This is a genomic window from Streptomyces sp. HB132 (genome assembly GCF_016909575.1).
Lineage (GTDB): Bacteria > Actinomycetota > Actinomycetes > Streptomycetales > Streptomycetaceae > Streptomyces.
In genome coordinates this window covers 154689-178566 of the sequence record NZ_JAFBGA010000014.1, presented here as the reverse complement: position 1 = coordinate 178566, position 23878 = coordinate 154689, and the positions used below count along the sequence as shown (strand labels likewise).

At 69.5% G+C, this 23878-nt stretch carries 22 protein-coding genes, 1 tRNA gene and 1 pseudogene; 10 read left to right on the top strand and 14 right to left on the bottom strand.

All coding sequences use genetic code 11. The features are described from left to right. Together JOC24_RS26365 and JOC24_RS26360 are read left to right on the top strand one after the other, a co-directional pair. On the top strand, window positions 1-1645 hold a 1645-nt coding region (locus JOC24_RS26365; protein ID WP_205022886.1), incomplete at its 5' end, for an outer membrane protein assembly factor BamB family protein. Window positions 1646-1891: 246 nt separating this feature from the next. After that, complete coding sequence (locus JOC24_RS26360) at window positions 1892-2584, top strand: helix-turn-helix transcriptional regulator (protein WP_205022895.1); 693 nt, start codon at window positions 1892-1894, stop codon at window positions 2582-2584. A gap of 35 nt (window positions 2585-2619) precedes the next feature. On the opposite strand, the gene JOC24_RS26355 is transcribed toward JOC24_RS26360, so the two are convergent. Beyond that, window positions 2620-2907 (bottom strand): hypothetical protein, encoded by a 288-nt coding sequence (locus JOC24_RS26355; RefSeq protein WP_205022885.1) that lies wholly within the window; start codon window positions 2905-2907, stop codon window positions 2620-2622. Window positions 2908-2922: 15 nt separating this feature from the next. After that, window positions 2923-4593 carry a sodium:solute symporter family protein gene (locus JOC24_RS26350; protein WP_205022884.1) on the bottom strand — a complete coding sequence of 557 codons (1671 nt, stop codon included), beginning with the start codon at window positions 4591-4593 and terminating at the stop codon, window positions 2923-2925. Between the two features lie 237 nt (window positions 4594-4830). On the opposite strand from JOC24_RS26350, the gene galT reads away from it, so the two are divergent. From galT to galK, 3 genes are read left to right on the top strand one after another with little or no spacing between them, the layout of a single operon-like run. Further along, entirely contained in the window at window positions 4831-5874 is a 1044-nt protein-coding gene (galT, locus tag JOC24_RS26345) for a galactose-1-phosphate uridylyltransferase (RefSeq protein WP_205022883.1), read from the top strand. Next, a complete protein-coding gene (galE, locus tag JOC24_RS26340; RefSeq protein ID WP_205022882.1) occupies window positions 5871-6851 on the top strand; it encodes a UDP-glucose 4-epimerase GalE in 981 nt (326 codons plus the stop codon). The genes galT and galE overlap by 4 nt, the downstream gene beginning before the upstream one ends. Beyond that, window positions 6848-8023 (top strand): galactokinase, encoded by a 1176-nt coding sequence (galK, locus tag JOC24_RS26335; protein WP_205022881.1) that lies wholly within the window; start codon window positions 6848-6850, stop codon window positions 8021-8023. Before galE ends, galK begins: the two co-directional genes overlap by 4 nt. Here galK and JOC24_RS26330 read toward each other — a convergent pair. Beyond that, window positions 8013-8450, bottom strand: a pseudogene (locus JOC24_RS26330) (GNAT family N-acetyltransferase); the annotation flags it as partial. The gene galK and the pseudogene JOC24_RS26330 overlap by 11 nt on opposite strands. A 270-nt stretch (window positions 8451-8720) precedes the next feature. On the opposite strand from JOC24_RS26330, the gene JOC24_RS26325 reads away from it, so the two are divergent. Beyond that, the gene (locus JOC24_RS26325; RefSeq protein WP_205022879.1) at window positions 8721-9521 is read left to right on the top strand and encodes a response regulator transcription factor; all 801 of its coding nucleotides are present in this window, start codon (window positions 8721-8723) and stop codon (window positions 9519-9521) included. Here JOC24_RS26325 and JOC24_RS26320 read toward each other — a convergent pair. Continuing rightward, entirely contained in the window at window positions 9480-9977 is a 498-nt protein-coding gene (locus tag JOC24_RS26320) for a MarR family winged helix-turn-helix transcriptional regulator (protein WP_205022878.1), read from the bottom strand. The genes JOC24_RS26325 and JOC24_RS26320 overlap by 42 nt on opposite strands. 88 nt (window positions 9978-10065) lie before the next feature. Between JOC24_RS26320 and JOC24_RS26315 the strand changes: the two genes are divergently transcribed. Further along, window positions 10066-10872: a trans-aconitate 2-methyltransferase gene (locus tag JOC24_RS26315; RefSeq protein WP_205022877.1), complete on the top strand. Its 807-nt coding sequence runs from the start codon at window positions 10066-10068 to the stop codon at window positions 10870-10872. After that, a complete protein-coding gene (locus JOC24_RS26310; protein WP_205022876.1) occupies window positions 10869-11234 on the top strand; it encodes a VOC family protein in 366 nt (121 codons plus the stop codon). The genes JOC24_RS26315 and JOC24_RS26310 overlap by 4 nt, the downstream gene beginning before the upstream one ends. Window positions 11235-11237: 3 nt before the next feature. On the opposite strand, the gene JOC24_RS26305 is transcribed toward JOC24_RS26310, so the two are convergent. From JOC24_RS26305 to JOC24_RS26295, 3 genes are all read right to left on the bottom strand, one after another. Continuing rightward, a complete protein-coding gene (locus JOC24_RS26305) occupies window positions 11238-11840 on the bottom strand; it encodes a Uma2 family endonuclease (RefSeq protein WP_205022894.1) in 603 nt (200 codons plus the stop codon). A gap of 101 nt (window positions 11841-11941) precedes the next feature. After that, complete coding sequence (locus JOC24_RS26300) at window positions 11942-12628, bottom strand: TetR/AcrR family transcriptional regulator (RefSeq protein WP_205022875.1); 687 nt, start codon at window positions 12626-12628, stop codon at window positions 11942-11944. Further along, on the bottom strand, window positions 12625-13611 hold the full coding sequence (locus tag JOC24_RS26295) for an acyl-CoA desaturase (RefSeq protein WP_205022874.1): 987 nt from the start codon (window positions 13609-13611) through the stop codon (window positions 12625-12627). The genes JOC24_RS26300 and JOC24_RS26295 overlap by 4 nt, the downstream gene beginning before the upstream one ends. 327 nt (window positions 13612-13938) lie before the next feature. Between JOC24_RS26295 and ppc the strand changes: the two genes are divergently transcribed. Next, window positions 13939-16668, top strand: coding sequence for a phosphoenolpyruvate carboxylase (gene ppc, locus JOC24_RS26290; protein ID WP_205022873.1), 2730 nt, complete (start codon window positions 13939-13941; stop codon window positions 16666-16668). A gap of 34 nt (window positions 16669-16702) precedes the next feature. Here ppc and JOC24_RS26285 read toward each other — a convergent pair whose 3' ends face one another. The 7 genes from JOC24_RS26285 to JOC24_RS26255 all read right to left on the bottom strand — a co-directional run bounded on the left by JOC24_RS26285 (window position 16703) and on the right by JOC24_RS26255 (window position 22405). Next, window positions 16703-17173, bottom strand: a complete 471-nt coding sequence (locus JOC24_RS26285) for a hypothetical protein (protein ID WP_205022872.1) — start codon at window positions 17171-17173, stop codon at window positions 16703-16705. 75 nt (window positions 17174-17248) lie between these two features. Then, window positions 17249-17842: an aminoacyl-tRNA hydrolase gene (gene pth, locus JOC24_RS26280; protein ID WP_205022871.1), complete on the bottom strand. Its 594-nt coding sequence runs from the start codon at window positions 17840-17842 to the stop codon at window positions 17249-17251. A 110-nt stretch (window positions 17843-17952) separates the two neighbouring features. Next, a complete protein-coding gene (locus tag JOC24_RS26275) occupies window positions 17953-18540 on the bottom strand; it encodes a 50S ribosomal protein L25/general stress protein Ctc (protein WP_205022870.1) in 588 nt (195 codons plus the stop codon). Window positions 18541-18756: 216 nt separating this feature from the next. Next, a complete protein-coding gene (locus tag JOC24_RS26270) occupies window positions 18757-19734 on the bottom strand; it encodes a ribose-phosphate diphosphokinase (RefSeq protein ID WP_031098642.1) in 978 nt (325 codons plus the stop codon). A gap of 119 nt (window positions 19735-19853) precedes the next feature. Continuing rightward, complete coding sequence (gene glmU, locus JOC24_RS26265; protein ID WP_374104526.1) at window positions 19854-21287, bottom strand: bifunctional UDP-N-acetylglucosamine diphosphorylase/glucosamine-1-phosphate N-acetyltransferase GlmU; 1434 nt, start codon at window positions 21285-21287, stop codon at window positions 19854-19856. Window positions 21288-21449: 162 nt separating this feature from the next. Next, a tRNA-Gln gene (locus tag JOC24_RS26260) sits at window positions 21450-21520 on the bottom strand. A gap of 12 nt (window positions 21521-21532) precedes the next feature. After that, the gene (locus JOC24_RS26255; protein WP_205022868.1) at window positions 21533-22405 is read right to left on the bottom strand and encodes a hypothetical protein; all 873 of its coding nucleotides are present in this window, start codon (window positions 22403-22405) and stop codon (window positions 21533-21535) included. Between the two features lie 155 nt (window positions 22406-22560). Here JOC24_RS26255 and JOC24_RS26250 point away from each other — a divergent pair, with 155 nt between their 5' ends. Further along, the gene (locus tag JOC24_RS26250) at window positions 22561-23877 is read left to right on the top strand and encodes a sensor histidine kinase (RefSeq protein ID WP_205022867.1); all 1317 of its coding nucleotides are present in this window, start codon (window positions 22561-22563) and stop codon (window positions 23875-23877) included. The last annotated feature ends 1 nt before the right edge of the window (window position 23878 follow it).

Genomic DNA, 23878 nt, shown 5'->3' with positions numbered 1-23878 from the left:
GCCCGGTCAGCCGCCGACGCAGCCCGGCTACGGCTTCCCGCAGGCCCCGCCGCCCGGTCAGCCGCCGACGCAGCCCGGCTACGGCTTCCCGCAGGGGCAGCCCGGTCAGCCAGGCATGCCCACGCAGGGGTACGGCTACCCGACCGCGCCCATGCACCCGCAGTACGCCACCCCGCAGCCCGGCGGCGGCAAGAAGTTCAACACCCAGATGCAGATCATCGTCGCCGCGGTCGTGGCCGTCGTGCTGATCGTCGGCGGCGGGGTCATCTACGCCTCCAGCGGCGGTGACGAGGGAGGCAAGCAGGACGGCGTGGCCTCCGCCGGCGGCGGCGAGGGCAAGGGCGGCGAGGGCGACGGCCTGGCCGGCGGGACCGAGAAGGCCCCGTCCGACACCAAGTCCAAGGTCGGCTTCCAGCTCCCTCACCCGAAGGTCACCGACACCACGGTCGTCGACGGGTCCTGGGTCACGGACAAGGTGTACGTGAAGACCGGTGTGTACGAGGTCGCCGGCTACGACCTCGCCAAGGGCACCAAGGTCTGGTCGATTCCGCTGACCGGCCAGGTCTGCGCCGCGTCCCGCCACATGAGCAAGGACTACAAGACGGCCATCGCCTTCCAGGACGGCAAGCCGAGCGCCAAGGACAAGTACCCCTCCTGCACCCAGATCGGTGCCCTCGACCTGGCCACCGGCAAGCTCATCTGGAGCAAGTCCGTCACCTCCGCTTCCAGCGGCGACGAGCCCGTGAGGTTCGGCGAGGTCACGCTCAGCGGCTCCACGGTCGCGGCGGGCGGGACCAGCGGCGGCGCCGCCTTCAACCTCGCGAACGGCGCCGAGCTCTGGAAGCCGAAGGCCGACACCAACAACTGCTACGACATGGGCTACGGCGGCGGCGAGGCCCTCGCCGTGGTCCGCAAATGCGGCAGCTACGACGACCCGCAGCTCACCGTCCAGGCACTGAACCCGACCACCGGCGCACCGCTCTCCTCGTACAACATGCCGCCCGGCGTCGATTACGCGAGCATCGTCTCCACCAAGCCGCTCGTCGTGGCAGCCGACGTCGGCGACACCGCCGGTGACGGCAGCAGCATCTCGGACTTCTTCTCCATCGACGCGGCCACCGGCAAGCTGATCGTCCGGATCTCGGCAGACGCGGACAAGTACGCCGCGGACTGCGGTTCCACCGAGGTCGAGCAGTGCTCCTCCCTCGCCGTCGGCAACAACAAGCTCTACGTACCGACCGAGGAGCACGAGGGCGGCGGCGAGTACGGCGACACCAACGAGATCGTCGCCTTCGACCTCACTACCGGCAAGCTCGTCGGAGGCAGGGCGGACGCCGGCGACAGCTACACGCTGACCCCGCTGCGCATGGACGGCTCCAACCTCATCGCGTACAAGCGTCCCCCGTACGACAAGGGCGGCCAGATCGTCTCGATCAACGGCTCCACGTTCAAGGAGACCGTCCTGATGGTCAACCCGGACGACGAGTCGGTCCGCGAGGCGGAGACCAGCTTCTCCATCGACTACGCGGAGTTCATCTACGAGAAGGGGCGGCTGTTCATCTCCGAGAAGATGGTCAGTGAGCCCAGCAAGTCCAGCTCGCTGGACGACAAGCAGTACCTCGTCGTCTCCTTCAGCACCGTCTGACCCCTCCGGCCCCTTTGCGGGCCGGGCGGTAACGGCCCTGCCGGTCGATCATCCGACCGGCAGGGCCGATCGTTTTCCGACGTACAGAAAGCCCTGGACGGAGCAGAATTCGGCAATCCGGGGGGCTTCTGCCCGGTAGAGGGCGCGCCACGTCGAACAAGCGTGTAGCTTGCCGGGTCAGAGGGGCCGGGGGGCCTGTTCAGGGTGACGCAGCGGGGCTGCGCTGTACACATGGGGGCTTTTCCGATGGGCGTGCGGCTCATGGTGGTCGATGACCACCGTCTGCTCGCCGAGGCACTCGCCTCGGCGCTGAAGCTGCGGGGGCACCGGGTGCTCGCGGCGGCCGCGCCGACGTCCGGGGCGGCGGAACTCGTCGTCAGCAGGGCGCCTGAGGTCTGCCTGTTCGGCACGTCGGCGCCGGCCGAACCCGGGGCGTTCGACCCGATCGTACGGATCGGGCGGGAGCGACCGCAGGTGGCCGTGGTGGTGCTGGGCCCGGTGCCGAGCCCGCGCGGGATCGCCGCGGCCTTCGCCGCCGGAGCCGCCGGTTACGTCCGCCACGACGAACGCATAGAGGGCGTCGAACGCGCCATGGTCAAGGCCCGCGCGGGAGAGAGCGCGGTCGCCCCGCAGCTGCTGCGCGGCGCGTTCGCGGAGCTGTTGCACCCGGCGGTCCAGCCCGACGACGAAGGGCAGCGGCTTCTGCGGATGCTGACTCCCCGTGAGGTCGAGGTGCTGGTGCGGGTCGCCGAGGGGGAGGACACCCGGCTGATCGCGGCCGGCATGAGGATCGCGCCGAGCACCGCGCGCACGCATGTGCAGCGGGTGCTGATGAAGCTGGGTGTCGGCTCCCGGCTCGAGGCCGCCGCGCTCGCGGCCCGTACGGGGCTGCTCGACAGGGCGGCGGGAACGCCTCGGGGGCCGGCCGGCCACGCGTGATCACGTGACCGCCCGGCCCCGAGAGGTGGTGCCGGTCAGCCCTCCGGCGTGCCGGGGGCCCCATGCGGCACCTGGACGGGGCGCAACTTCATCCAGATCAGGAAGAAGAGCCCCAGGGCCAGCATGGCCAGGCCGGTCCAGAGGTTTATGTGGACGCCCTCGGCCTTCTTCAGGTCGGCTTCGGAGGGGTTGATCCCGGCGATGGTGACGATCACTCCGTAGACCACGAAGAGACCGCCGATGATCCGTCGGATGTCGAAGAGCCGGGCCGCGGTCGCGGACGTGCGCTCCAGTTCGGAGACTTCCTTGTGCAGGTCGGACATGGTGAGTGCCTCCGATCAGAGCGAGTAGGGCAGGTAGCAGAGGGCGGCGAGGACGATGGCGCCCCAGCCGAGCAGTGCGGGCTTGCGGTACCAGGCGCCGTCGCCCTCCTCCGGAGCCTCGTCGGCGTCCGGGGATTCCGTCCCGTAGACCAGGCCAGCCAGTTCGGCGTCGGGCTTGGGTGCGGTGAAGAGGGTGACGACGACCATGACGACCGCGCCGGCCACGAATCCGACGATGGCGGAGACGAAGTTGGCGCCCTGGTCGGACGGGATGTCGATGATGCCCTGCTCGTAGAAGAGGAAGTAGTTCACCATCGCGGCCGTGGTACCCGCGACGAGGCCCCAGACACCCGACTTCATCGAGGCGCGCTTCCAGAACATGCCGATGATGAAGACGACGAACATCGGGACGTTGAAGAACGAGAACAGCGTCTGCAGGTACGTCATGATGTTGGAGAAGCTGGCCGCGATGAACGCCGTGCCGATCGAGGCCAGCACACCCACCGCGGTGATCACCCGGCCGAAGCGCAGGTAGTACTCGTCGGACTGGTCCTTCTTCACGTACCGCTGCCAGATGTCCGTGGTGAACACCGTGTTGAACGACGACACGTTGGCCGCCATACCGGCCATGAACGCGGCCAGCAGACCGGTCACCGCGATACCGAGCACACCGTTGGGGAGCAGTTCCCGCATCAGCAGCGGGATGGCGTCGTTGTACGTGAGGCCGGATTCCTTCGACCCGATGTTCGGGACGACGACGGCGGCGACCAGGCCCGGGATCATCACCGCGAAGACGATGAAGATCTTGGGGAAGGCGGCGATCAGCGGAGTGCGCTTGGCGGCCGAGAGGTTCTTCGCCGACAGGGCGCGCTGCACCTCGGCGAAGTTGGTCGTCCAGTAGCCGAAGGAGAGCACGAAGCCGAGGCCGAGGATGATCGTCAGCCAGTTGGCGCCGAGGGGGTTGGCGTCACCGATGCCGGTACCGCCCCAGGCGGACATGAAGTCCGCGCCGTGCTGCTTCTCCAGCGAGCCGCTGAGGCCGTCCCAGCCGCCGACGCGCTTGAGGCCCAGGATGGTGAGGGGGATCAGCGCGGCGAGGATGACGAAGAACTGCAGCACCTCGTTGTAGATCGCGGAGGAGAGCCCGCCGATCGTGATGTAGAGCAGGACGAACACACCGGCGACGACGATCGCGACCCAGCGCTCCCAGCCCAGCAGCGCCTCCACGACGATCGACAGGGCGTAGAGGTTCACGCCCGCGATCAGGATCGCCGCGAAGGCGAAGAGTATGGAACTCAGCAGGTGTGCCGACCTGTCGAAGCGCTGGAGCAGGAACTCCGGCACGGAGCGGACCTTCGACCGGTAGTAGAAGGGCATCATCACCAGGCCGAGGAAGACCATGGCGGGGATGGCGCCGATCCAGTACCAGTGGACGACCGCGACGCCGTACTGCGCGCCGGTGGCCGCCATGCCGAGGATCTCGGTGGCCCCGAGATTCGCCGCGACGAAGGCCAGACCGGTCACCCAGGCGGGCAGCGAACGTCCGGAGAGGAAGAAGTCGAGACTCGTCTTCACACTGGCCCGGGCGGCGAAGCCGATGCCGAGCACCACGACGAAGTAGATCGCCAGGATTGTGTAATCGAGCCCGTTCGTGGGGAGCCGGAGCCCTTCGGCCAGATATTGCATGGGGGGTACTCGCTTCGTTGCGCGAACTGAACTCGAGGGAACCTACGCCTTTGTGTTCAGAAACTGAACAGTTCGAGTGGTGTTCTTTGTTTGATCGTGATCGCGCGGGTTGATATGTCTGGATTGGTCGCTCCATCTGCACAGTCCGGTCACAGGCTTCGTCGGCATTGACGCCTCTGTTGAGTTGTGATTAGTTATGTGCGGTTCTGTTTAGAGGGCGTTACATGGAGGAGCCTGGTGAAGAAGACGGTTACGACCCTCGCCGACAGCCGTGAGCTGATCTACTACGACTCCGCGGACGACACCGTCCGCGACGCCGTCGACCCCCGGCCGCTGGATGCCGTCTCGACGTCGTCGGAGATCCGCCACGACGCACTGCTCGGCGACTCGGTGGCCATCGCCTCGCACCGGCAGGGGCGCACCTACCACCCGCCGGCCGACGAGTGCCCGCTCTGCCCCTCGCGGGAGGGCCGGCACAGCGAGATCCCGGACACCGACTACGACGTCGCCGTCTTCGAGAACCGCTTCCCCTCCCTCGCCGGTGACTCGGGCCGCTGCGAGGTCGTCTGCTTCACCTCCGACCACGACGTGTCGTTCGCCGGCCTCACCGACGACCAGGCCGCCCTGGTCCTGGAGGCATGGACCGACCGCACCGCGGACCTCGCCGAGCTCCCGCAGGTCGCCCAGGTGTTCTGCTTCGAGAACCGGGGTGCCGAGATCGGTGTCACCCTCGGCCACCCGCACGGACAGATCTACGGCTACCCCTTCGTCACCCCGCGCACCGAGCAGATGCTCCGCTCGATGGAGGCCCACCGCGCCGATACCGGCCGGAACCTCTTCGACGACGTCGTCGCCCGGGAGCTGGCCGACGGGGAGCGCGTGGTCCTGGAGGGCGAGCACTGGGTCGCCTTCGTGCCGTACGCCGCGCACTGGCCCTACGAGGTCCACCTCCACCCGCGCCGCCGCGTCCCGGACCTGCGGGAACTGGACGAGGCCGCCCGCACGGAGTTCCCACAGGTCTATCTGGAACTCTTGAGGCGATTCGACCGGATCTTCGGACCCGGCGAGCCGCCGACCCCGTACATCTCCGCCTGGCACCAGGCTCCCTTCAGGGTCCCCGGACGGGAGGAGTTCGCGCTGCACCTCGAGCTCTTCACCATCAGGCGGACCACCGGCAAGCTGAAGTTCCTCGCGGGCTCCGAGTCCGGCATGGGCGTGTTCATCAACGACGTGCCGCCGGAGGCCGCGGCCCAGCGACTGCGAGAGGTAGCGAGCGAGTGAGCAACACCGGCAAGAAGTACCTGGTGACGGGCGGCGCGGGATACGTCGGCAGTGTCGTCGCCGCACACCTGCTGGAGGCCGGTCACACCGTGACCGTCCTCGACGACCTGTCGACCGGCTTCCGTGAAGGCGTCCCCCAGGGAGCCGAGTTCATCGAGGGGCGCATCCAGGACGCCGCCAAGTGGCTGGACGCCTCCTACGACGGAGTGCTGCACTTCGCCGCGTACTCCCAGGTCGGCGAATCCGTCGTCGACCCGGAGAAGTACTGGGTCAACAACGTCGGCGGCACCACCGCCCTGCTCGCCGCCATGCGCGACGCCGGGGTGCGCACCCTCGTCTTCTCCTCCACCGCCGCGACCTACGGCGAGCCTGTCTCCAGCCCCATCACGGAGACCGACCCCACCGCCCCCACCAGCCCGTACGGCGCCTCCAAGCTCGCCGTCGACCACATGATCACCGGCGAGGCGACCGCCCACGGCCTGGCCGCCGTCTCCCTGCGCTACTTCAACGTCGCGGGCGCCTACGGCAGCTGCGGCGAGCGCCACAGCCCCGAGTCGCACCTCATCCCGCTGGTCCTCCAGGTCGCACTCGGACAGCGCGAGTCGATCTCCGTCTACGGCGACGACTACCCGACCCCGGACGGCACCTGCGTACGCGACTACATCCACGTCGCCGACCTCGCCGACGCCCACCTGCTGGCCCTGGAAGCGGCCACCGCGGGCGAGCACCTCATCTGCAACCTCGGCAACGGCAACGGCTTCTCCGTACGCGAGGTCATCGAGACCGTCCGCCAGGTCACCGGCCACCCGGTCCCCGAGACCGCCGCGCCACGGCGCGGCGGGGACCCCGCCGTCCTCGTCGCCTCCGCCGCCACCGCCAGGGAGCGGCTCGGCTGGCAGCCGTCGCGCGCGGACCTGGCCGCCATCGTCGCCGACGCGTGGGCGTTCGCCCGCCGAGAGGAGCCCACCGCACCATGACCGACAACGCCGAGCTGACCGCCTCCTTCACCGAGCTGTACGGGAACGCCCCGGAAGGGATCTGGGCAGCACCCGGACGGGTGAACCTGATCGGTGAGTACACCGACTTCAACGGCGGCTTCGTCATGCCGCTCGCCCTCCCGCACCACGCCCGCGCGGCCGTCGCCCGTCGCACGGACGGACAGCTGCGACTGCACTCCACCGACGTGCCGGGCGGCGTCGTCTCCCTCCGCGTCGACGAACTGGTCCCGCACTCCGGCCACGGCTGGGCGGCCTACCCGGCCGGGGTCGTCTGGGCGCTCCGGGAGGCCGGCCACGCGGTCACCGGTGCGGACATCCAGCTCACCTCCACCGTGCCGGTCGGCGCCGGACTCTCCTCCTCGGCCGCCCTGGAGGTCGTCACCGCGCTCGCCCTGAACGACCTCTTCGAGCTGGGGCTCAGCGCACCGGAGATCGCCGTGCTCGGCCAGCGCGCCGAGAACGACTTCGTCGGCGTGCCCTGCGGCGTCATGGACCAGATGGCCTCGGCCTGCTGCACCGAGGGCCACGCCCTGTACCTCGACACCCGCGACCTCACCCAGCGCCAGGTCCCCTTCGACCTGGCCGCACACGGGCTGCGGCTGCTCGTCGTCGACACCCGGGTCAAGCACGCCCTGGGCGACGGCGCCTACGCGGAGCGCCGGGCCGGCTGCGAGGCGGGCGCGCGGGCGCTCGGCGTCGACATGCTGCGCGACCTTCCGTACGAGGACCTGGCCTCAGCGCTGGAGACCCTCGCCGCGGCCGGGGAGGACGAGTCGGTGGTGCGCTACGTCCGCCATGTGGTGAGCGACAACCACCGGGTGGAGCAGGTCATCGCGCTGCTGGACGCCGGTGACGTACGCGCGGCGGGGCCGGTCCTCAACGAGGGCCACGTCTCACTGCGTGACGATCTGCGGGTCTCGTGCCAGGAGCTGGACCTCGTGGTCTCCACGGCGGACGCGGCCGGGGCGCTCGGGGCCAGGATGACCGGGGGCGGCTTCGGCGGCTCGGCGATCGTCCTGGTGGAGGAAGCGATGGCGGACACCGTCGCCAAGGCCGTCACCGAGGCGTTCACCTCGGCCGGTCACGCCGCCCCCGGAATCTTCCCCGCGGTCCCCTCGGCGGGCGGCCGGCGGGTCGCTCCAGCCGCTTGACCAGGATGAACTCCGAGACGCCGGGCGGATAGTCCTCGACCTCGCCGACCACCTCGTACCCCTGCTTCCGGTAGAAGTCCGGGGCCTGGAAGCCCCAGGTCTCGAGCCGGGAGCGGGTGCAGGCCCGGTCGGCGCGGGCGAGGCGCTCCGCCTCGGCCAGCAGCCGCGAGCCGAGACCGAGGCCGCGGTGGTGGGCATCCACCCAGAGCAGGTCCACATGGAGCCAGTAGGCCCAGGTCCGCCCGCTCATCCCGCCGGCCAGTTCTCCCGCGTCGTCCAGGAGCCAGACCTCCAGGGGCACTTCGTGCTCAGCGGTGGTGGAGCGCAGGGCGCGCAGCTCCGGCGATCCGTCCCAGTTGTCGTCGTGCAGCCGACGGCCCAGCAGAATACGACGTTCCCTGTCCACTTCTGTCTCAAGACGGAACATGAACAACACCCTAAACATCCATGGGCGATCAGTTCCGCGAATCGCCTTCCGGCGCCCACCGCCCGCCGTACGCTGATGCGCAGCACCGGTGGGGGCCGGTGCCGTTTCAGGGGACGAGACAGTCGGACACGACGCCCGGGCCGGGTGCCGTCCGGGCACGCGGCGGCGGCCGCGTACCGGCGGTTCACCGGAGTGCGGGCGTCGTGTCCGCCGCGGTCCGTCCCAGTCGGGGGCCGGCCAGGAACAGGACGCCCCAGGAGCACACACAGCATGGGGGTGTCTGTGGCTCGTATCCGGGTTCTGGTGGTCGACGACCACCGCATCTTTGCCGAATCCCTCGCGGCGGCCCTCGCGGCCGAACCGGACGTCGACGTGTCCGCCGCAGGCAGCGGCCCCGCCGCGCTGCGGTGTCTGGAGCGCGCGACCGCCGAGGGGCGACGCTACGACGTGATGCTGGTCGACGCCGAACTGGGCGTCCTCGCCGCCCCGGGCGGCGCACACACCGTTCCCGCGCCGCGCCCCGCACCGGACGGCGGAGGCGGCTTGAGCTTCCCCGTGGACGGCATCTCGTTGGTCGGCGGGGTGCGTTCGACCCATCCGCACCTGCGCACGGTGGTGCTCGCCGAGAGGGACGACCCCCGCCGCGCCGCGACGGCGCTGCAGGCCGGAGCCTCGGGGTGGGTCGCCAAGGACTGTTCGCTGCAGCGCCTGCTGACGGTCGTACGCGGCGTGCTGCGCGACGAGACGCATCTGCCGCCCGCCCTGCTGACCGGTGTCCTGCGCGAGCTGACGGCTGCTCGCAAGCACCGCACCGAGAGCGAGCAGCTCGTCGAGTCGCTGACACCGCGCGAGCGCGAGGTGCTGCGCTGCATGGTGGCGGGCCTGGGCCGCAAGGCGGTCGCGGAGCGCCTCTTCCTGTCCCCGCACACGGTGCGCACGCACATGCAGAACGTCTTGGGGAAGCTGGGGGTGCACTCGACCCTGGCCGCGGTTGCACTGGCACGCAGGGCGGGGGTGGGCCCGGCCGCGCTAGCCGGGGATGTTGTCGAACGGGGCGGTCAGCCGGCGTAGCAGGCCGGCGAGCTCGGACCGCTGCGGGCGGGAGAGCTCACCCAGGATGGCCCGCTCCTGGTCGAGCAGCCCGGCCAGCGACTGGTCGGCCTTGTCGCGGCCCAGGTCGGTCAGCCGGACCAGCACACCACGGCGGTCACTCGGGTCGGGCAGCCGCTCCACCAGGTTCTTCTTGGTCAGCCGGTCGATGCGGTTCGTCATCGTGCCGGAGGTGACCAGCGTCTGGGTGAGGAGCTGGCCGGGGGAGAGTTGGTACGGGGCGCCGGCGCGGCGCAGGGACGTCAGGACGTCGAACTCCCAGGGCTCCAGCTGGTGCTCCGCGAAGGCGATCCTGCGGGCCCTGTCCAGATGCCTGGCCAGGCGGGAGACACGGCTCAGGACCTCGAGTGGTTCCACGTCGAGGTCGGGGCGCTCCCGGCGCCATGCAGCGACCAGTCGGTCGACCTCGTCCTCCATGTCGATCAGTGTAGAGGGTCCCTCGACATGAAGTCTCTTGAATTCAAGTGTCTTGACATCAAGATATATTCCTGGTGATCCTGGACCCATGCCAGCACCCACCTGGGACCCGAAGCAGTACCTCCGCCACGCCGACCACCGCACCCGCCCCTTCCTCGACCTCCTGGCCCGGATCGGCCCCCTCCCGCACGGACAGGCTCCCAGGATCGCCGACCTCGGCTGCGGCGCCGGCAACGTCACCGCCGTCCTCGCGGAGCGCTGGCCCGGCGCCCGCATCACCGGCTACGACAGCTCCCCCCGGATGCTCGAAAGCGCCCGCACCCACGCCGGCCCCCTCCTGGACTTCGCCGAGGCGGACGCCGGCACCTGGGTGCCCGCCGAGACGTACGACCTCATCGTCTCCAACGCCCTCCTCCAATGGGTTCCCGGCCACACCGCCCGCTTCCCCCACTGGCTCGACGCCCTGACCCCCGGCGGCACCCTCGCCTTCCAGGTCCCCGGCAACTTCGACGCCCCCAGCCACACCCTCATGCGGGAACTCGCCGCGTCCCCCCGCTGGTACGACCGCCTCGGCGGCCTCCTGCGCCACGGTGACGCCGTACACACCCCGGCGCACTACCTGGAGCACCTCACCGGGCCCCGGCGCACCGTCGACGTCTGGGAGACCACCTACCTGCAGCTGCTCCAGGGGGAGGACCCCGTCCTCGACTGGGTCAAGGGCACCGGCCTGCGGCCCCTCCTGGACGCCCTCGCCGACGACCCCGAGGTGCTGGAAGCCTTCGTCGCCGAGTACAGCGACCTGCTGCGCACCGCCTACCCGGCCGGCCCGCACGGCACGGTCTTCCCGTTCCGCCGGATCTTCGCGGTCGTCCGCACCTCTGAGGAGCAGCTGTGATCACCGCCGTCGACCACGTCCAGCTCGCCGCCCCGCCCGCATCGGAGGACGCCCTGCGGGCCCTCTACGTGAACGTCCTCGGGCTCACGGAGCTCCCCACGCCCCCTGCCCTCGCCGCCCGCGGCGGCTGCTGGTTCGGGACCGGCCCGGTCCAGCTGCACCTGGGCATCGAGGAGGACTTCCGTGCGGCGAGGAAGGCCCACCCGGGCCTGCGCGTCACCGGCATCGACGCCTACGCTGCCCGGCTGGCCGAACACGGCGCCCCCGTCGAGTGGGACGACAACCTCCCCGGCCACCGCCGCTTCCACTCCCAGGACCCGGTGGGCAACCGGCTGGAGTTCCTGGAGCCGGTCACCGGGTGAGCGTCACAGCGCGTCGAGCTCCTCCGGCGAGATGTCGAGGTCGACAGGGAACGGAACCCCGGTCTTCAGCCGGTCGTGATGGATGCCCGTCAGCGCGTACGCCTTGTTCACGGGGTCCAGCTCATAGACCCGCACGACCGGGTGCCGGTCGCTCCCGGCCATCTCGACCAGCCAGAAGTTCGGGATGCCGGCCGCGGCGTACTTCTGCGGCTTGGTGTCACGGTCGCGGGCCTCGGAGTCCGGTGAGACCACCTCGACGGCGAGGAGTACGTCCGCCGCATCGAAGCGCGTGAGCTCCCGCCCGGTGACCGCTGCCGCACGGACGACGGAGACGTCCGGCTCGGGAGCATTGCGCCGGTCGAGGGCCACGGTCATCTCCCGTACGACCTTCAGCTCACGCGGCGCACCGCTGCGCAACCCGTAGGTCAGCAGGTCGATCATCCGGCTGTGAAAAATGCGCTGCGGACTCACAAAGATCAGGCTCCCGTCGAGCAATTCCGTGTGCGGCGGGAGATCGGGCAGCGTGAACAGGTCGTCCACGGTGTATCCGTCCTGCGGGGGCACCGGCCAGCGGCTGCTGTGCCCGGTGATCGGCTCGGCGGTCATGGTTCCTCCCATGGACGGGATCCTGTGCCCTGCCGACCACCCTACGGCCGGGAACCAGCAGGCGTCATCACAACGAGTGATCACACGCCCACCGACGCCGATCAGCTCTTCCGGTGGCCTATCAGCCGCGGCTTCGACTCCAGGTTCTCCAGCCCGTGCCACGCCAGATTCACCAGATGGGCGGCTACCTCGGCCTTCTTCGGCTTCCGCACGTCCAGCCACCACTGGCCGGTCAGCGCCACCATCCCGACCAGGGCCTGGGCGTACAGCGGGGCCAGCTTCGCGTCGAAGCCCCGGGCCTTGAACTCCAGGCCCAGGATGTCCTCGACCTGCGTCGCGATGTCACTGATCAACGACGCGAAGGTGCCCGTGGACTGCGCGACCGGCGAATCACGGACCAGGATCCGGAAACCGTCCGTATACGTCTCGATGTAGTCGAGCAGCGCGAACGCCGCCTGCTCCAGCAGCTCACGCGGATGCCCCGCCGTGAGCGCCCCCGTCACCAGATCCAGCAGCTGGCGCATCTCACGGTCGACCACGACGGCGTACAGGCCCTCCTTGCCGCCGAAGTGCTCGTACACCACCGGCTTGGACACCCCTGCGCGCGCCGCGATCTCCTCCACCGAGGTGCCCTCGAAGCCCTTGTCGGCGAACAAGGTGCGGCCGATGTCCAGGAGTTGCTCGCGCCGCTCCTTGCCCGTCATACGGACCCGCCGGGCCCGTCGGGTGGGAACAGGCATGCTCTTCTCGCCGCTGGTGCTTCCGTCGGTCGCCACGTCGTCAATCATGCCGGGTCGGCGGCCGCGGGCTTGCGCCGGGAGGCGATACGTGAGGCGTCGGGCCACCGGACGTCGTGCGCCCAGCCCAGCTTCTCGAACCAGCGGATCAGCCGGGCGCTGGAATCGATCTGCCCCCTCATCACCCCGTGCCGCGCGCTCGTCGGGTCCGCGTGGTGCAGGTTGTGCCAGGACTCGCCGCAGGAGAGCACCGCCAGCCACCACACGTTCCCTGACCGGTCACGGGACTTGAAGGGCCGCTTGCCGACCGCGTGGCAGATCGAGTTGATCGACCACGTCACGTGGTGCAGCAGCGCGACACGGACCAGCGAACCCCAGAAGAAGGCGGTGAACGCACCCCACCACGACATGGTGACCAGGCCGCCGACCAGGGGAGGGATCGCCAGCGAGAGGACCGTGAAGCTGAGGAAGTGACGCGAGATCGCGCGGATCGCCGGGTCCCTGACCAGGTCGGGGGCGTACTTCTGCTGCGGAGTCTGCTCCTCGTTGAACATCCACCCGATGTGGGCCCACCACAGGCCCTTCATCAGCGCCGGGAGGTTCTCGCCGAACCGCCACGGCGAATGCGGGTCGCCCTCGGCGTCCGAGAACCGGTGGTGCTTGCGGTGGTCGGCCACCCAGCGCACCAGCGGCCCCTCCACCGCCATCGAACCCGCGACGGCCAGGGTGACGCGCAGCGCGCGGTTCGCCTTGAAGGAGCCGTGCGTGAAGTACCGGTGGAAGCCGATCGTCACGCCGTGGCAGCCCCAGTAGTACATGGCGACCAGCAGGCCCAGATCGAGCCAGCTGACACCGCGGCCCCAGGCCAGCGGCACCGCCGCGACCAGGGCCGCGAACGGCACCACGATGAACAGGAGCAGCGCGATCTGCTCGACCGAACGCTTCTTGTCGCCGCCGAGCGTGGCGGAGCGGGCTGCGGAGTCGCCTGCCGCCGTCGGCAGGCCGTCGTCGATCACATCGGGGCTGGTGGGCATTGGGGAGTCCCCTGTGAGGTGAGGAAATATGATGGTATGAGCGGTCTACGCTTCCGTAACCTACGGCAACGTAAGTATGGCAGCGAACAGGGCCAGGACACGAGAGCGCCGCCGCGACAACCTCCGCACAGCCGGGCCCCACCCCTCCGTACGCCCCGGATCCGCACCGCCCCGCAGGGCAGCGAGCACGCCGAACCCCCGGACACCTATCCTGGGTGCGTCGGACAGCGCGGTCCGCACTCTGCACATCCGGGGTGACCCGTCAGCACCGCGAGCGCCCCGGCCCCCCTGACAGACGTGCTCAACCACTGCAAGGAGCCGCACACTGTGAGCAGTGCCGACCAGACCCCTGCCGCCAACACCGAACTGCGGGCCGACATCCGCCGCCTCGGCGACCTCCTGGGCGAGACCCTCGTACGACAGGAGGGCCAGGACCTCCTCGACCTCGTCGAGCGCGTCCGTGCCCTCACCCGCACCGACGGCGAGGCAGCCGCGGAGCTCCTCGGGGACACGGACCTGGAGACCGCCGCACAACTCGTGCGCGCCTTCTCCACCTACTTCCACCTCGCCAACGTCACCGAGCAGGTCCACCGCGCCCACGAGATGCGCGACCGCCGGTCCGCCGAGGGCGGACTCCTCGCCCGCACCGCCGACCGCCTCAAGGACGCCGACCCCGAACACCTGCGCGAGACGGTCAAGAACCTCAACGTCCGGCCCGTCTTCACCGCACACCCCACCGAGGCCGCACGGCGCTCCGTACTCAACAAGCTCCGCCGCATCGCCGAACTCCTCGAAACCCCGGTCATCGAGGCCGACCGCCGACGCCAGGACATCCGGCTGGCCGAGAACATCGACCTCATCTGGCAGACCGACGAACTCCGCGTCGTCCGCCCGGAGCCCGCCGACGAGGCCCGCAACGCCATCTACTACCTCGACGAACTCCACGCCAACGCGGTGGGCGACGTCCTGGAGGACCTGGCCGCGGAGCTGGAGCGCGTCGGCGTCGAACTGCCCGCCGGCACCCGCCCGCTCACCTTCGGCACCTGGATCGGAGGAGACCGCGACGGCAACCCCAACGTCACGCCCACCGTCACCTGGGACGTGCTCATCCTCCAGCACGAGCACGGCATCACCGACGCCCTCGAACTCGTCGACCAGCTGCGCGGACTGCTCTCCAACTCCATCCGCTACACCGGAGCCACCGACGAGCTCCTCACCTCGCTCCAGACCGACCTGGAGCGCCTCCCCGAGATCAGCCCCCGCTACAAGCGGCTGAACGCCGAGGAGCCCTACCGGCTCAAGGCCACATGCGTCCGCCAGAAGCTGGTCAACACCCGCGAGCGCCTCGCCTCCGGCACCCCCCACCGACCCGGCTGCGACTACCTCGGCACCGCCGAACTCATCGCCGACCTGGCCCTCATCCAGACCTCCCTGCGCGAACACCGCGGCGGACTCTTCGCCGACGGCCGCATGGACCGCACCATCCGCACGCTCACCGCGTTCGGCCTCCAGCTCGCCACCATGGACGTCCGCGAACACGCCGACGCCCACCACCACACCCTCGGCCAGCTCTTCGACCGCCTCGGCGAGGAGTCCTGGCGCTACACCGACATGCCCCGCGACTACCGGCAGAAGCTCCTCGCCAAGGAACTCCGCTCCCGCCGCCCCCTCGCACCCACCCCGGCACCCCTCGACGCCGCCGGCGAGAAGACCCTCGGCGTCTTCCACACCATCAAGCAGGCCTTCGAACGCTTCGGCCCCGAAGTCATCGAGTCCTACATCATCTCGATGTGCCAGGGCGCCGACGACGTCTTCGCCGCCGCCGTCCTCGCCCGCGAAGCCGGACTCATCGACCTCCACGGCGGCTGGGCCAAGATCGGCATCGTGCCGCTCCTGGAGACCACCGACGAGCTCAAGGCCGCCGACGTCATCCTCGACGAGATGCTCGCCGACCCCTCCTACCGACGGCTCGTATCGCTCCGCGGCGACGTCCAGGAGGTCATGCTCGGCTACTCCGACTCCTCCAAGTTCGGCGGCATCACCACCTCCCAGTGGGAGATCCACCGCGCCCAGCGCCGGCTCCGCGACGTCGCCCACCGCTACGGCGTACGCCTGCGCCTCTTCCACGGCCGCGGCGGCACCGTCGGCCGAGGCGGCGGCCCCTCCCACGACGCGATCCTCGCGCAGCCCTGGGGCACCCTCGAGGGCGAGATCAAGGTGACCGAGCAGGGCGAGGTCATCTCCGACAAGTACCTCATCCCCGCCCTCGCCCGCGAGAACCTGGAGCTGACCGTCGCGGCCACCCTCCAGGCCTCCGCGCTCCACACCGCACCCCGCCAGTCCGACGAGGCGCTGGCCCGCTGGGACGCGGCCATGGACACCGTCTCCGACGCCGCCCACGACGCCTACCGCAAGCTCGTCGAGGACCCGGACCTGCCCGCGTACTTCCTCGCATCCACCCCGGTCGACCAGCTCGCCGACCTGCACCTCGGCTCCCGGCCCTCCCGCCGCCCCGGCTCGGGCGTCTCGCTCGACGGCCTCCGCGCCATCCCGTGGGTCTTCGGCTGGACCCAGTCACGGCAGATCGTCCCCGGCTGGTTCGGCGTCGGCTCCGGCCTCAAGGCACTGCGCGAAGCCGGCCTCGACACCGTCCTGGACGAGATGCACGAACAGTGGCACTTCTTCCAGAACTTCCTCTCCAACGTCGAGATGACCCTCGCCAAGACCGACCTGCGCATCGCACGGCACTACGTCGACACCCTCGTGCCCGACGAGCTCAAGCACGTCTTCGACGTCATCCAGGCCGAGCACGAGCTCACCGTGCAGGAAGTCCTCAAGGTCACCGGCGGCAAGGAACTCCTCGGCACCAGCCCGGTGCTCCAGCAGACCTTCGCCATCCGCGACGCCTACCTGGACCCGATCTCCTACCTCCAGGTGTCCCTGCTCGCCCGCCAGCGCCAGGCCGCCGAGCGCGGCGAGGAAGCCGATCCGCTCCTCGCCCGCGCCCTGCTGCTCACCGTCAACGGTGTGGCAGCGGGCCTCCGCAACACCGGCTGACCCACACCCGGGGAAGCCGACCGGTGCGGTCCTGTCAGAGGGCGACGAACGTCGCCGTCAGCAGGGCCGCACCCGCGACCCCCGCACCCCACGCGATCCGCGTCAGCCGCATCCCGCCGCCGATCACGAGCGCGGCCAGTAGCAGCGCACCACCCAACGGCACCCAGGCATGCAGCAGACCCGGAGTCCCGGTACGCACCACATCACCGGACCCGGGCTTCACCACCACGGGGAAACGGTCCCCCTTCCGCGCCGCGACGGACCGCTCGATCGTCACCGACGCCCGCTCCCGCGCATCCGCGTCAGGCGAGAACGACCCCGTGCACGCGTCCTCACCGCACACCGTCACCGACATCGTCCCGTGCTCACGACCCTTGGCCAGAACGATGTGGTGCGCGTTCTCCCACGACGACCACACGCCCGCGACCAGCAGCAACACGGCGACACAGCCCGCGGCGAACGTACGGGCACGGGCCAGCAGCCGGTGCGAGGAACTCCGTTTCATGGGGGCAGATCCTTGGGCAGAGCCCTGCCCTCGGTCAACCCGTGGCCGAAGAACACCCGAGAAGCAGTGGGAATGTCAGGAGTTGTACGCGGACTGAGCCCGCTCCAGCCCCTCCGCCACCAACGACTCCACCGCATCCGCCGACCTGTCCACCAGATACGCGAGCTCCTTGCGCTCCGCCGCCGAGAAGTCCTTCAGCACGAAGTCCGCGACCTGCATCCGCCCCGGCGGCCGGCCGATCCCGAACCGCACCCGGTGATAATCCGGACCCATCGCCTTCGTCATCGACTTCAGCCCGTTGTGCCCGTTGTCACCCCCGCCCAGCTTCAACCGCAGCATGCCGAAATCGATGTCCAACTCGTCATGGACCGCCACCACGTGATCGGTCGGCACCTTGTAGAAGTCCCGCAGCGCCGTCACCGGACCACCCGACAGATTCATGTACGACATCGGCTTCACCAGCACCACACGACGGCTCAGCGGCCCGGGCGGACCGATCCGCCCCTCCAGCACCTGCGCCTGCGCCTTCGGCGCCCGCTTGAACTTCCCGCCGACCCGCTCCGCCAGCAGATCGGCCACCATGAAACCCACGTTGTGCCGGTTCGCCGCATAGTCGGGGCCGGGATTACCGAGGCCCACGATCAGCCAGGGGTCGGTGGCATCGGACATCAGAACGCGGTCTCCTCGCAGTGCGTACATACCGGTCGAAACAGAGAAACGGGGCGGCGGAACCCCGGAAGGGAACCGCCACCCCGTCAGTCAAGCAGGTGGGGCGAGGCTCAGGCCTCGGCACCTTCGGTCTCGGTGCCCTCGGCAGGCGCTTCCTCGGCCTGCGCGGCGACGACCTGCAGCACGATGGCGTCCTCGTCACCGGCGAGCACGGCGCCCTTCGGCAGCGTGATGTCCTTGGCGGCGATCGAGTCACCCGCGTCCAGACCGGCGACGGAGACCGTGACCGACTCGGGGATGTGGGTGGCCTCGGCCTCGACGAGCAGGGTGTTCTGCACGTACTCCAGCAGGTTGGCACCCGGCGCCAGGTCGCCCTCGGCGTGCACCGCGATCTCGACGTTGACCTTCTCGCCGCGCTTCACGGTCAGCAGGTCGACGTGCTCGATGTTGCCCTTGATGGCGTTGCGCTGCACGGCCTTCGGGATCACCAGGGCGTCCTTGCCGTCGATCTCCAGACCGATCAGGACGTTGGCGGTACGCAGGGCGAGAAGCAGCTCGTGGCCCGGCAGGTTGATGTGAACCGGCTCAGCACCGTGGCCGTAGACGACCCCGGGAACCAGGTTGGCGCGACGGGTGCGACGGGCAGCGCCCTTGCCGAACTCCGTGCGGACCGTTGCGTCGAGCTTGATCTCAGCCATGCTGCACTCCTCGTAAGGTGACGAAAAACCGATGGTCACCCGGCCCACGACAGGCCTGCTACGAAGAGCGCGTCGATAACGGACCACCGACTCCCATGACCACGCATGAGAACGGCCTCCCTCGCCGAGCAACTTGTCCAGTCTACCCGGCGGGGAGGCCGCGCCCAAAGTCGATCACCCGGAGGCAACCCTCCGAAGGCGGTCACCCGAGGTGGATCACCCCTGCTCCTCGAAGAGGCTCGTCACCGAACCGTCCTCGAAGACCTCACGCACCGCACGCGCGATGGTCGGCGCGATCGAGAGAACCGTGATCTTGTCGATCTCCAGCTCACCCGGCGTCGGCAGCGTGTCCGTGAAGACGAACTCGCTGACCTTCGAGTTCTTCAGGCGGTCCGCGGCGGGGCCGGACAGCACACCGTGCGTGGCCGTCACTATGACGTCCTCGGCGCCGTGCGCGAACAGCGCGTCGGCGGCGGCACAGATCGTGCCACCCGTGTCGATCATGTCGTCGACCAGAACACACACCCGGCCCTCGACGTTACCGACGACCTCGTGGACGCTCACCTGGTTCGGCACGTCCTTGTCGCGGCGCTTGTGGACGATCGCCAGCGGCGCGTCGAGACGGTCGCACCAGCGGTCGGCCACGCGTACCCGGCCGGCATCCGGCGACACGATCGTCAGCTTCGAACGGTCCACCTTGGCGCCCACGTAGTCCGCCAGGATCGGCAGCGCGAACAGGTGGTCCACCGGGCCGTCGAAGAAGCCCTGGATCTGGTCCGTGTGCAGATCCACGGTGAGGATGCGGTCCGCACCCGCCGTCTTCATCAGGTCGGCGACCATGCGCGCCGAGATCGGCTCACGACCACGGTGCTTCTTGTCCTGGCGCGCGTAGCCGTAGAACGGCACGATCACCGTGATGGACCGGGCGGACGCGCGCTTCAGCGCGTCCAGCATGATCAGCTGCTCCATGATCCACTTGTTGATCGGAGCCGTGTGGCTCTGGATCAGGAAGCAGTCGGCGCCGCGAGCGGACTCCTGGAACCGTACGTAGATCTCACCGTTGGCGAAATCGAAGGCCTTCGTCGGCACGAGACCGACACCCAGTTGATGTGCGACCTCCTCGGCCAGCTCGGGGTGGGCGCGGCCGGAGAAGAGCATCAGTTTCTTCTCGCCGGTCGTCTTGATCCCGGTCACAGCACAGTCTCCTCAGACGTGTATCTGGCACCGCACGCATGAGTCCCGATCTGCGACGAGCCAGCCGAAATGGGTGAGCATCTATCACGGTACGCCGCCTTTGGCGCACCTGTTTCCGGTCAGCTTTCGCCGTCGGTCGCCTGCGTGGCCGCCTGAGCGGCCTGAGCCGCCGCGCTCCCGGGGCGCTTCCGGGCGACCCAGCCCTCGATATTCCGCTGCTGGCCCCGTGCCACGGCCAGCGAACCGGACGGTACGTCCTTGGTGATGACCGAACCCGCCGCGGTGTAAACGCCGTCCCCGACCGTGACAGGCGCCACAAACATATTGTCCGACCCGGTCCGGCAGTGGGACCCGATCGTGGTGTGGTGCTTCGCCACCCCGTCGTAGTTCACGAACACGCTCGCCGCACCGATGTTGGTGTGGTCACCGATCGTCGCGTCACCGACGTAACTCAGGTGCGGGACCTTCGTGCCCTCACCGATCGTCGCGTTCTTCATCTCGACGTACGTACCCGCCTTGGACTTCGCGCCCAGCCGCGTACCCGGCCGGAGATACGCGAACGGACCGACGCTTGCCCCCGGGCCCACCTCGGCACCGTCGGCGACCGTGTTGTCCAGGCGCGCGCCCTCGTGCACGACGGTGTCCTTGAGCCGGGAGTTCGGGCCCACCTCGGCGTCCTCCGCCAGGTGCGTCGCGCCCAGCAGCTGGGTCCCCGGGTGCACGATCGCGTCCCGCTCGTACGTCACCGTCGCGTCGATCAGCGTGGACGCGGGGTCCATGACCGTCACACCCGCCAGCATCGCGCGCTCCAGGAGCCGCTCGTTGAGCAGCCGCCTCGCCTCGGCCAGCTGGAGCCGGTTGTTGATGCCCAGGATCTCCCGGTGGTCGCCGGCAATCGAGGCGCCCACGCGGTGCCCGGCCTCGCGCAGGATCGACAGCACGTCGGTGAGGTACTCCTCACCCTGGCTGTTGTCCGTACGCACCTTGCCCAGGGCGTCACTCAGCAGACGGCCGTCGAAGGCGAAGACCCCGGAGTTGATCTCCCGGATCGCGCGCTGCGCGTCGGTGGCGTCCTTGTGCTCGACGATCTCGGTGACCGCCCCTGTGGCCGCGTCGCGGACGATCCGGCCGTAGCCGGTCGAGTCCGGGACCTCGGCGGTCAGCACGGTGACCGCGTTCGCGTCGGCGGCGTGGGTCGTGGCGAGCGCGGAGAGGGTCTCTCCGGAGAGCAGCGGGGTGTCGCCGCAGACCACGATCACGGTGCCCTCGACGGTGCCGCCGAGCTCCTCCAGGCCCATGCGGACCGCGTGACCGGTGCCGTTCTGCTCGGCCTGGAAGGCGGTGCGCACGGGGGTCTCGCCGGCGGAGAGGTGCGCGGTGACCTGCTCGGCGGCGTGGCCGACGACCACGACGAGGTGCTGGGGGTCGAGCTCGCGGGAGGCGGCGACGACATGTCCGACGAGCGAGCGCCCGGAGATCTCGTGCAGGACCTTGGGTGTCTTCGACTTCATGCGGGTTCCCTCACCCGCTGCGAGGACGACGACGGCGGCCAGTGGGGCATCCCCTGTTCGAGCGGAGCCGAGAACTTGGGGAAGGTGGACGCTCACGGAATTGCCCTTCGGCTTCGGGTGGTGGACACCCGCAGGATACCGGGGGCGTATATGCCCGAAACGAGCGCGGGCCCCGACCGGTGAGGTCGGGGCCCGCGCTCAGGGCTCCCGGGGAAGGAATCGAACCCTCATTCAATGGACCAAAACCATTTGTCCTGCCATTAGACGACCCGGGATGGTGTATGGCGTTATGTCCGATTCTCTTGATCGGTGCATTTCGCAGCCCCTACTATGCCGCACCACCAGCCCTCGATGCGACGGTACAGGTCCGCACTTTTCAGAACTCGGACCACAAGGCAACCCTGGTAACCCTCGCCTGTGTTCTTCCGGTTGGTCTTCGGGGAGTGTCTTTTGATCGAGGTTTTGCCGAACGCCGAGGTCGTGGCGCCTGTGAGGTCGGCCCAGTAGCGCTCCGCGGCTGGAACGTCGGCGGTCTCGTGGATGTGCACGTGGAACCGGAGATGTTCCGGTGGTACGCCCAGGAGGTGCAGCCAAGCGAGATAGACCGAGATCATGTCCGGGTCGCTGTTGACGAAGGTGGCCCTCTCCTGCTGGCGGTGTGGCTTCGACTTGGATCCCTCCGCCCAGTAGAGGCCCACGCCCACCAGGAAGAGTTCACGTGGACTCAGTGCGCCGACCTCGGTCGCCGTCGCTTCTTTCGTCCGTACTCGTTCGGCCTCGCGCCGCTGAAGGGTTACGGCCCAGCCCCGGCGTGCGATCTCGGAGGCCTGCTCCGCGGTACGCCTGCGCTCCGGCTTCGGTAGATCCCGTACCCACAACGAGATCGACCCTTTCGAGCACCCGAGCTCCACCTGGATCTGGTCGTAGGTCATGCCCTGGAGTCGAAGGTCCCTAGCCTTCGCGCGCAGGTCGTCCTTGGCGCGCGGGCGCTTCGTCCAGTCCGGGGCGGGCTCGCCCTCCAGTAGGCGGTTGAGGATGTCGTTGTTGTCGACGTGCAGTCGGTCCCGGATCTGTCGGCGGCTCAACCCCTCCCGCCGCAGCGCGACCGCCTTCTCGCGCAGTCCCTCGAAGTCCGCGTACTTGCCCCCGGCATGTGTCATACGGACAGCGTCGTCCGGAATACGGACGTCCGGGTCGAAAGGATGCTCGGTTCACCGGATCGTGCGATCTGCCTCTGTTTGCGGCATGACCGGTCACTTTCCGTGCTGACGGAGTCTCCCGAAAATGAGATGCGCCCGCCCGTAGGCTGGATGCCATGACCGCAACGGGGGCAGACCGGGAAGCGGCGGGTCCGACCACCCGCGGCTACTGGTGGTGGGAGCGGCGGCGCAGTGTCGCCCTGGACGTCGGGCTGGCGCTGGTTTCCGCGCTGGAGTGTGCGCTGGAGGGGGTGGAGTTCGCCCGGGACACCGGGCTTCCGGTGCCGCTCGCGGTGTTGTTCGGGCTGCTGGCGGGGTCGGTGCTGGTGCTGCGCAGGCGCTGGCCGATCGCGGTGGTGCTGGTGTCGATAGCGACGACGCCGGCCGAGATGGGCTTCCTGATGGGGATCGTCGGGCTGTACACACTGGCGGCGTCCGAGGTGCCACGGCGGATCACGGTCGTGCTGACGGGGATGACGCTGGTCGGCACTTTCATCGTGTCGTACGTGCGGTTGCGGCAGAGCGTGGACGCCGAGGTCGATTTCGGGCCGGGTGTCTGGTACGTCCCGGTGGTGTCGCTGTTCATGTCGCTGGGCCTGACGGCGCCCTCGGTGTTGTTCGGTCTGTACATCGGGGCCAGGCGCAGGCTGATGGAGAGCTTGAGGGAGCGTGCGGATTCGCTGGAGCGGGAGCTGTCGCTGCTGGCCGACCGGGCGGAGGAGCGGGCCGAGTGGGCGCGTACGGAGGAGCGGACCCGGATCGCCCGGGAGATGCATGACGTCGTGGCGCACCGGGTGAGCCTGATGGTGGTGCACGCGGCGGCGTTGCAGGCGGTGGCTCCGAAGGATCCGGCGAAGGCGGTGCGTAACGCGGCGCTGGTGGGGGACATGGGCCGGCAGGCGTTGACGGAGCTGCGGGAGATGCTCGGGGTGCTGCGGAGCGGGGACGCGTCGGTGGCTCCGCGGGCGGGCCGGGTGCCGTTGGCCTCGGTGGGGCGGGTGGCTTCCGCTGCCGCGGTCGTGGCGGTGGAGGACGGGCCGCGGTTGTGTGAGGTGGAGGCGTTGGTCGCGCAGTCCCGTGAGGCGGGGATGACGGTGGAGCTTTCGGTGGAGGGGGTGCTGCGTCCGTATGCGCCGGAGGTGGAGCAGACGGCGTACAGGGTGGTGCAGGAGGCGTTGACGAACGTGCACAAGCACGCGGCGGGTGCGAGGACGTGGGTGCGGCTCGCGCATCGGGGTGCCGAGGTGGCGATGCAGGTGGAGAACGGTCCGACGGACGGTGTGACGGCGGATGCCGGGCTGCCGAGCGGTGGCAACGGTCTGGTGGGGATGCGGGAGCGGGTGCTGGGGCTCGGGGGTGTGTTCGTGTCGGGGCCGACGGACGCGGGGGGTTTCCGGGTGTCGGCGGTGCTGCCGGACGCCGGGGAGGCGTGAG

Bases quoted from the DNA above. Each gene is read 5' to 3' on its own strand.
- JOC24_RS26325 (WP_205022879.1), top strand. From the start codon at position 8,721: ATGGGGGTGTCTGTGGCTCGTATCCGGGTTCTGGTGGTCGACGACCAC.
- JOC24_RS26360 (WP_205022895.1), top strand. From the start codon at position 1,892: ATGGGCGTGCGGCTCATGGTGGTCGATGACCACCGTCTGCTCGCCGAG.
- JOC24_RS26320 (WP_205022878.1), bottom strand. From the start codon at position 9,977: ATGGAGGACGAGGTCGACCGACTGGTCGCTGCATGGCGCCGGGAGCGC.
- JOC24_RS26305 (WP_205022894.1), bottom strand. From the start codon at position 11,840: ATGACCGCCGAGCCGATCACCGGGCACAGCAGCCGCTGGCCGGTGCCC.
- JOC24_RS26250 (WP_205022867.1), top strand. From the start codon at position 22,561: ATGACCGCAACGGGGGCAGACCGGGAAGCGGCGGGTCCGACCACCCGC.
- JOC24_RS26275 (WP_205022870.1), bottom strand. From the start codon at position 18,540: ATGGCTGAGATCAAGCTCGACGCAACGGTCCGCACGGAGTTCGGCAAG.
- JOC24_RS26285 (WP_205022872.1), bottom strand. From the start codon at position 17,173: ATGAAACGGAGTTCCTCGCACCGGCTGCTGGCCCGTGCCCGTACGTTC.
- JOC24_RS26315 (WP_205022877.1), top strand. From the start codon at position 10,066: ATGCCAGCACCCACCTGGGACCCGAAGCAGTACCTCCGCCACGCCGAC.
- pth (WP_205022871.1), bottom strand. From the start codon at position 17,842: ATGTCCGATGCCACCGACCCCTGGCTGATCGTGGGCCTCGGTAATCCC.
- galK (WP_205022881.1), top strand. From the start codon at position 6,848: ATGACCGACAACGCCGAGCTGACCGCCTCCTTCACCGAGCTGTACGGG.
- JOC24_RS26300 (WP_205022875.1), bottom strand. From the start codon at position 12,628: ATGATTGACGACGTGGCGACCGACGGAAGCACCAGCGGCGAGAAGAGC.
- JOC24_RS26295 (WP_205022874.1), bottom strand. From the start codon at position 13,611: ATGCCCACCAGCCCCGATGTGATCGACGACGGCCTGCCGACGGCGGCA.
- JOC24_RS26255 (WP_205022868.1), bottom strand. From the start codon at position 22,405: ATGACACATGCCGGGGGCAAGTACGCGGACTTCGAGGGACTGCGCGAG.
- JOC24_RS26355 (WP_205022885.1), bottom strand. From the start codon at position 2,907: ATGTCCGACCTGCACAAGGAAGTCTCCGAACTGGAGCGCACGTCCGCG.
- JOC24_RS26350 (WP_205022884.1), bottom strand. From the start codon at position 4,593: ATGCAATATCTGGCCGAAGGGCTCCGGCTCCCCACGAACGGGCTCGAT.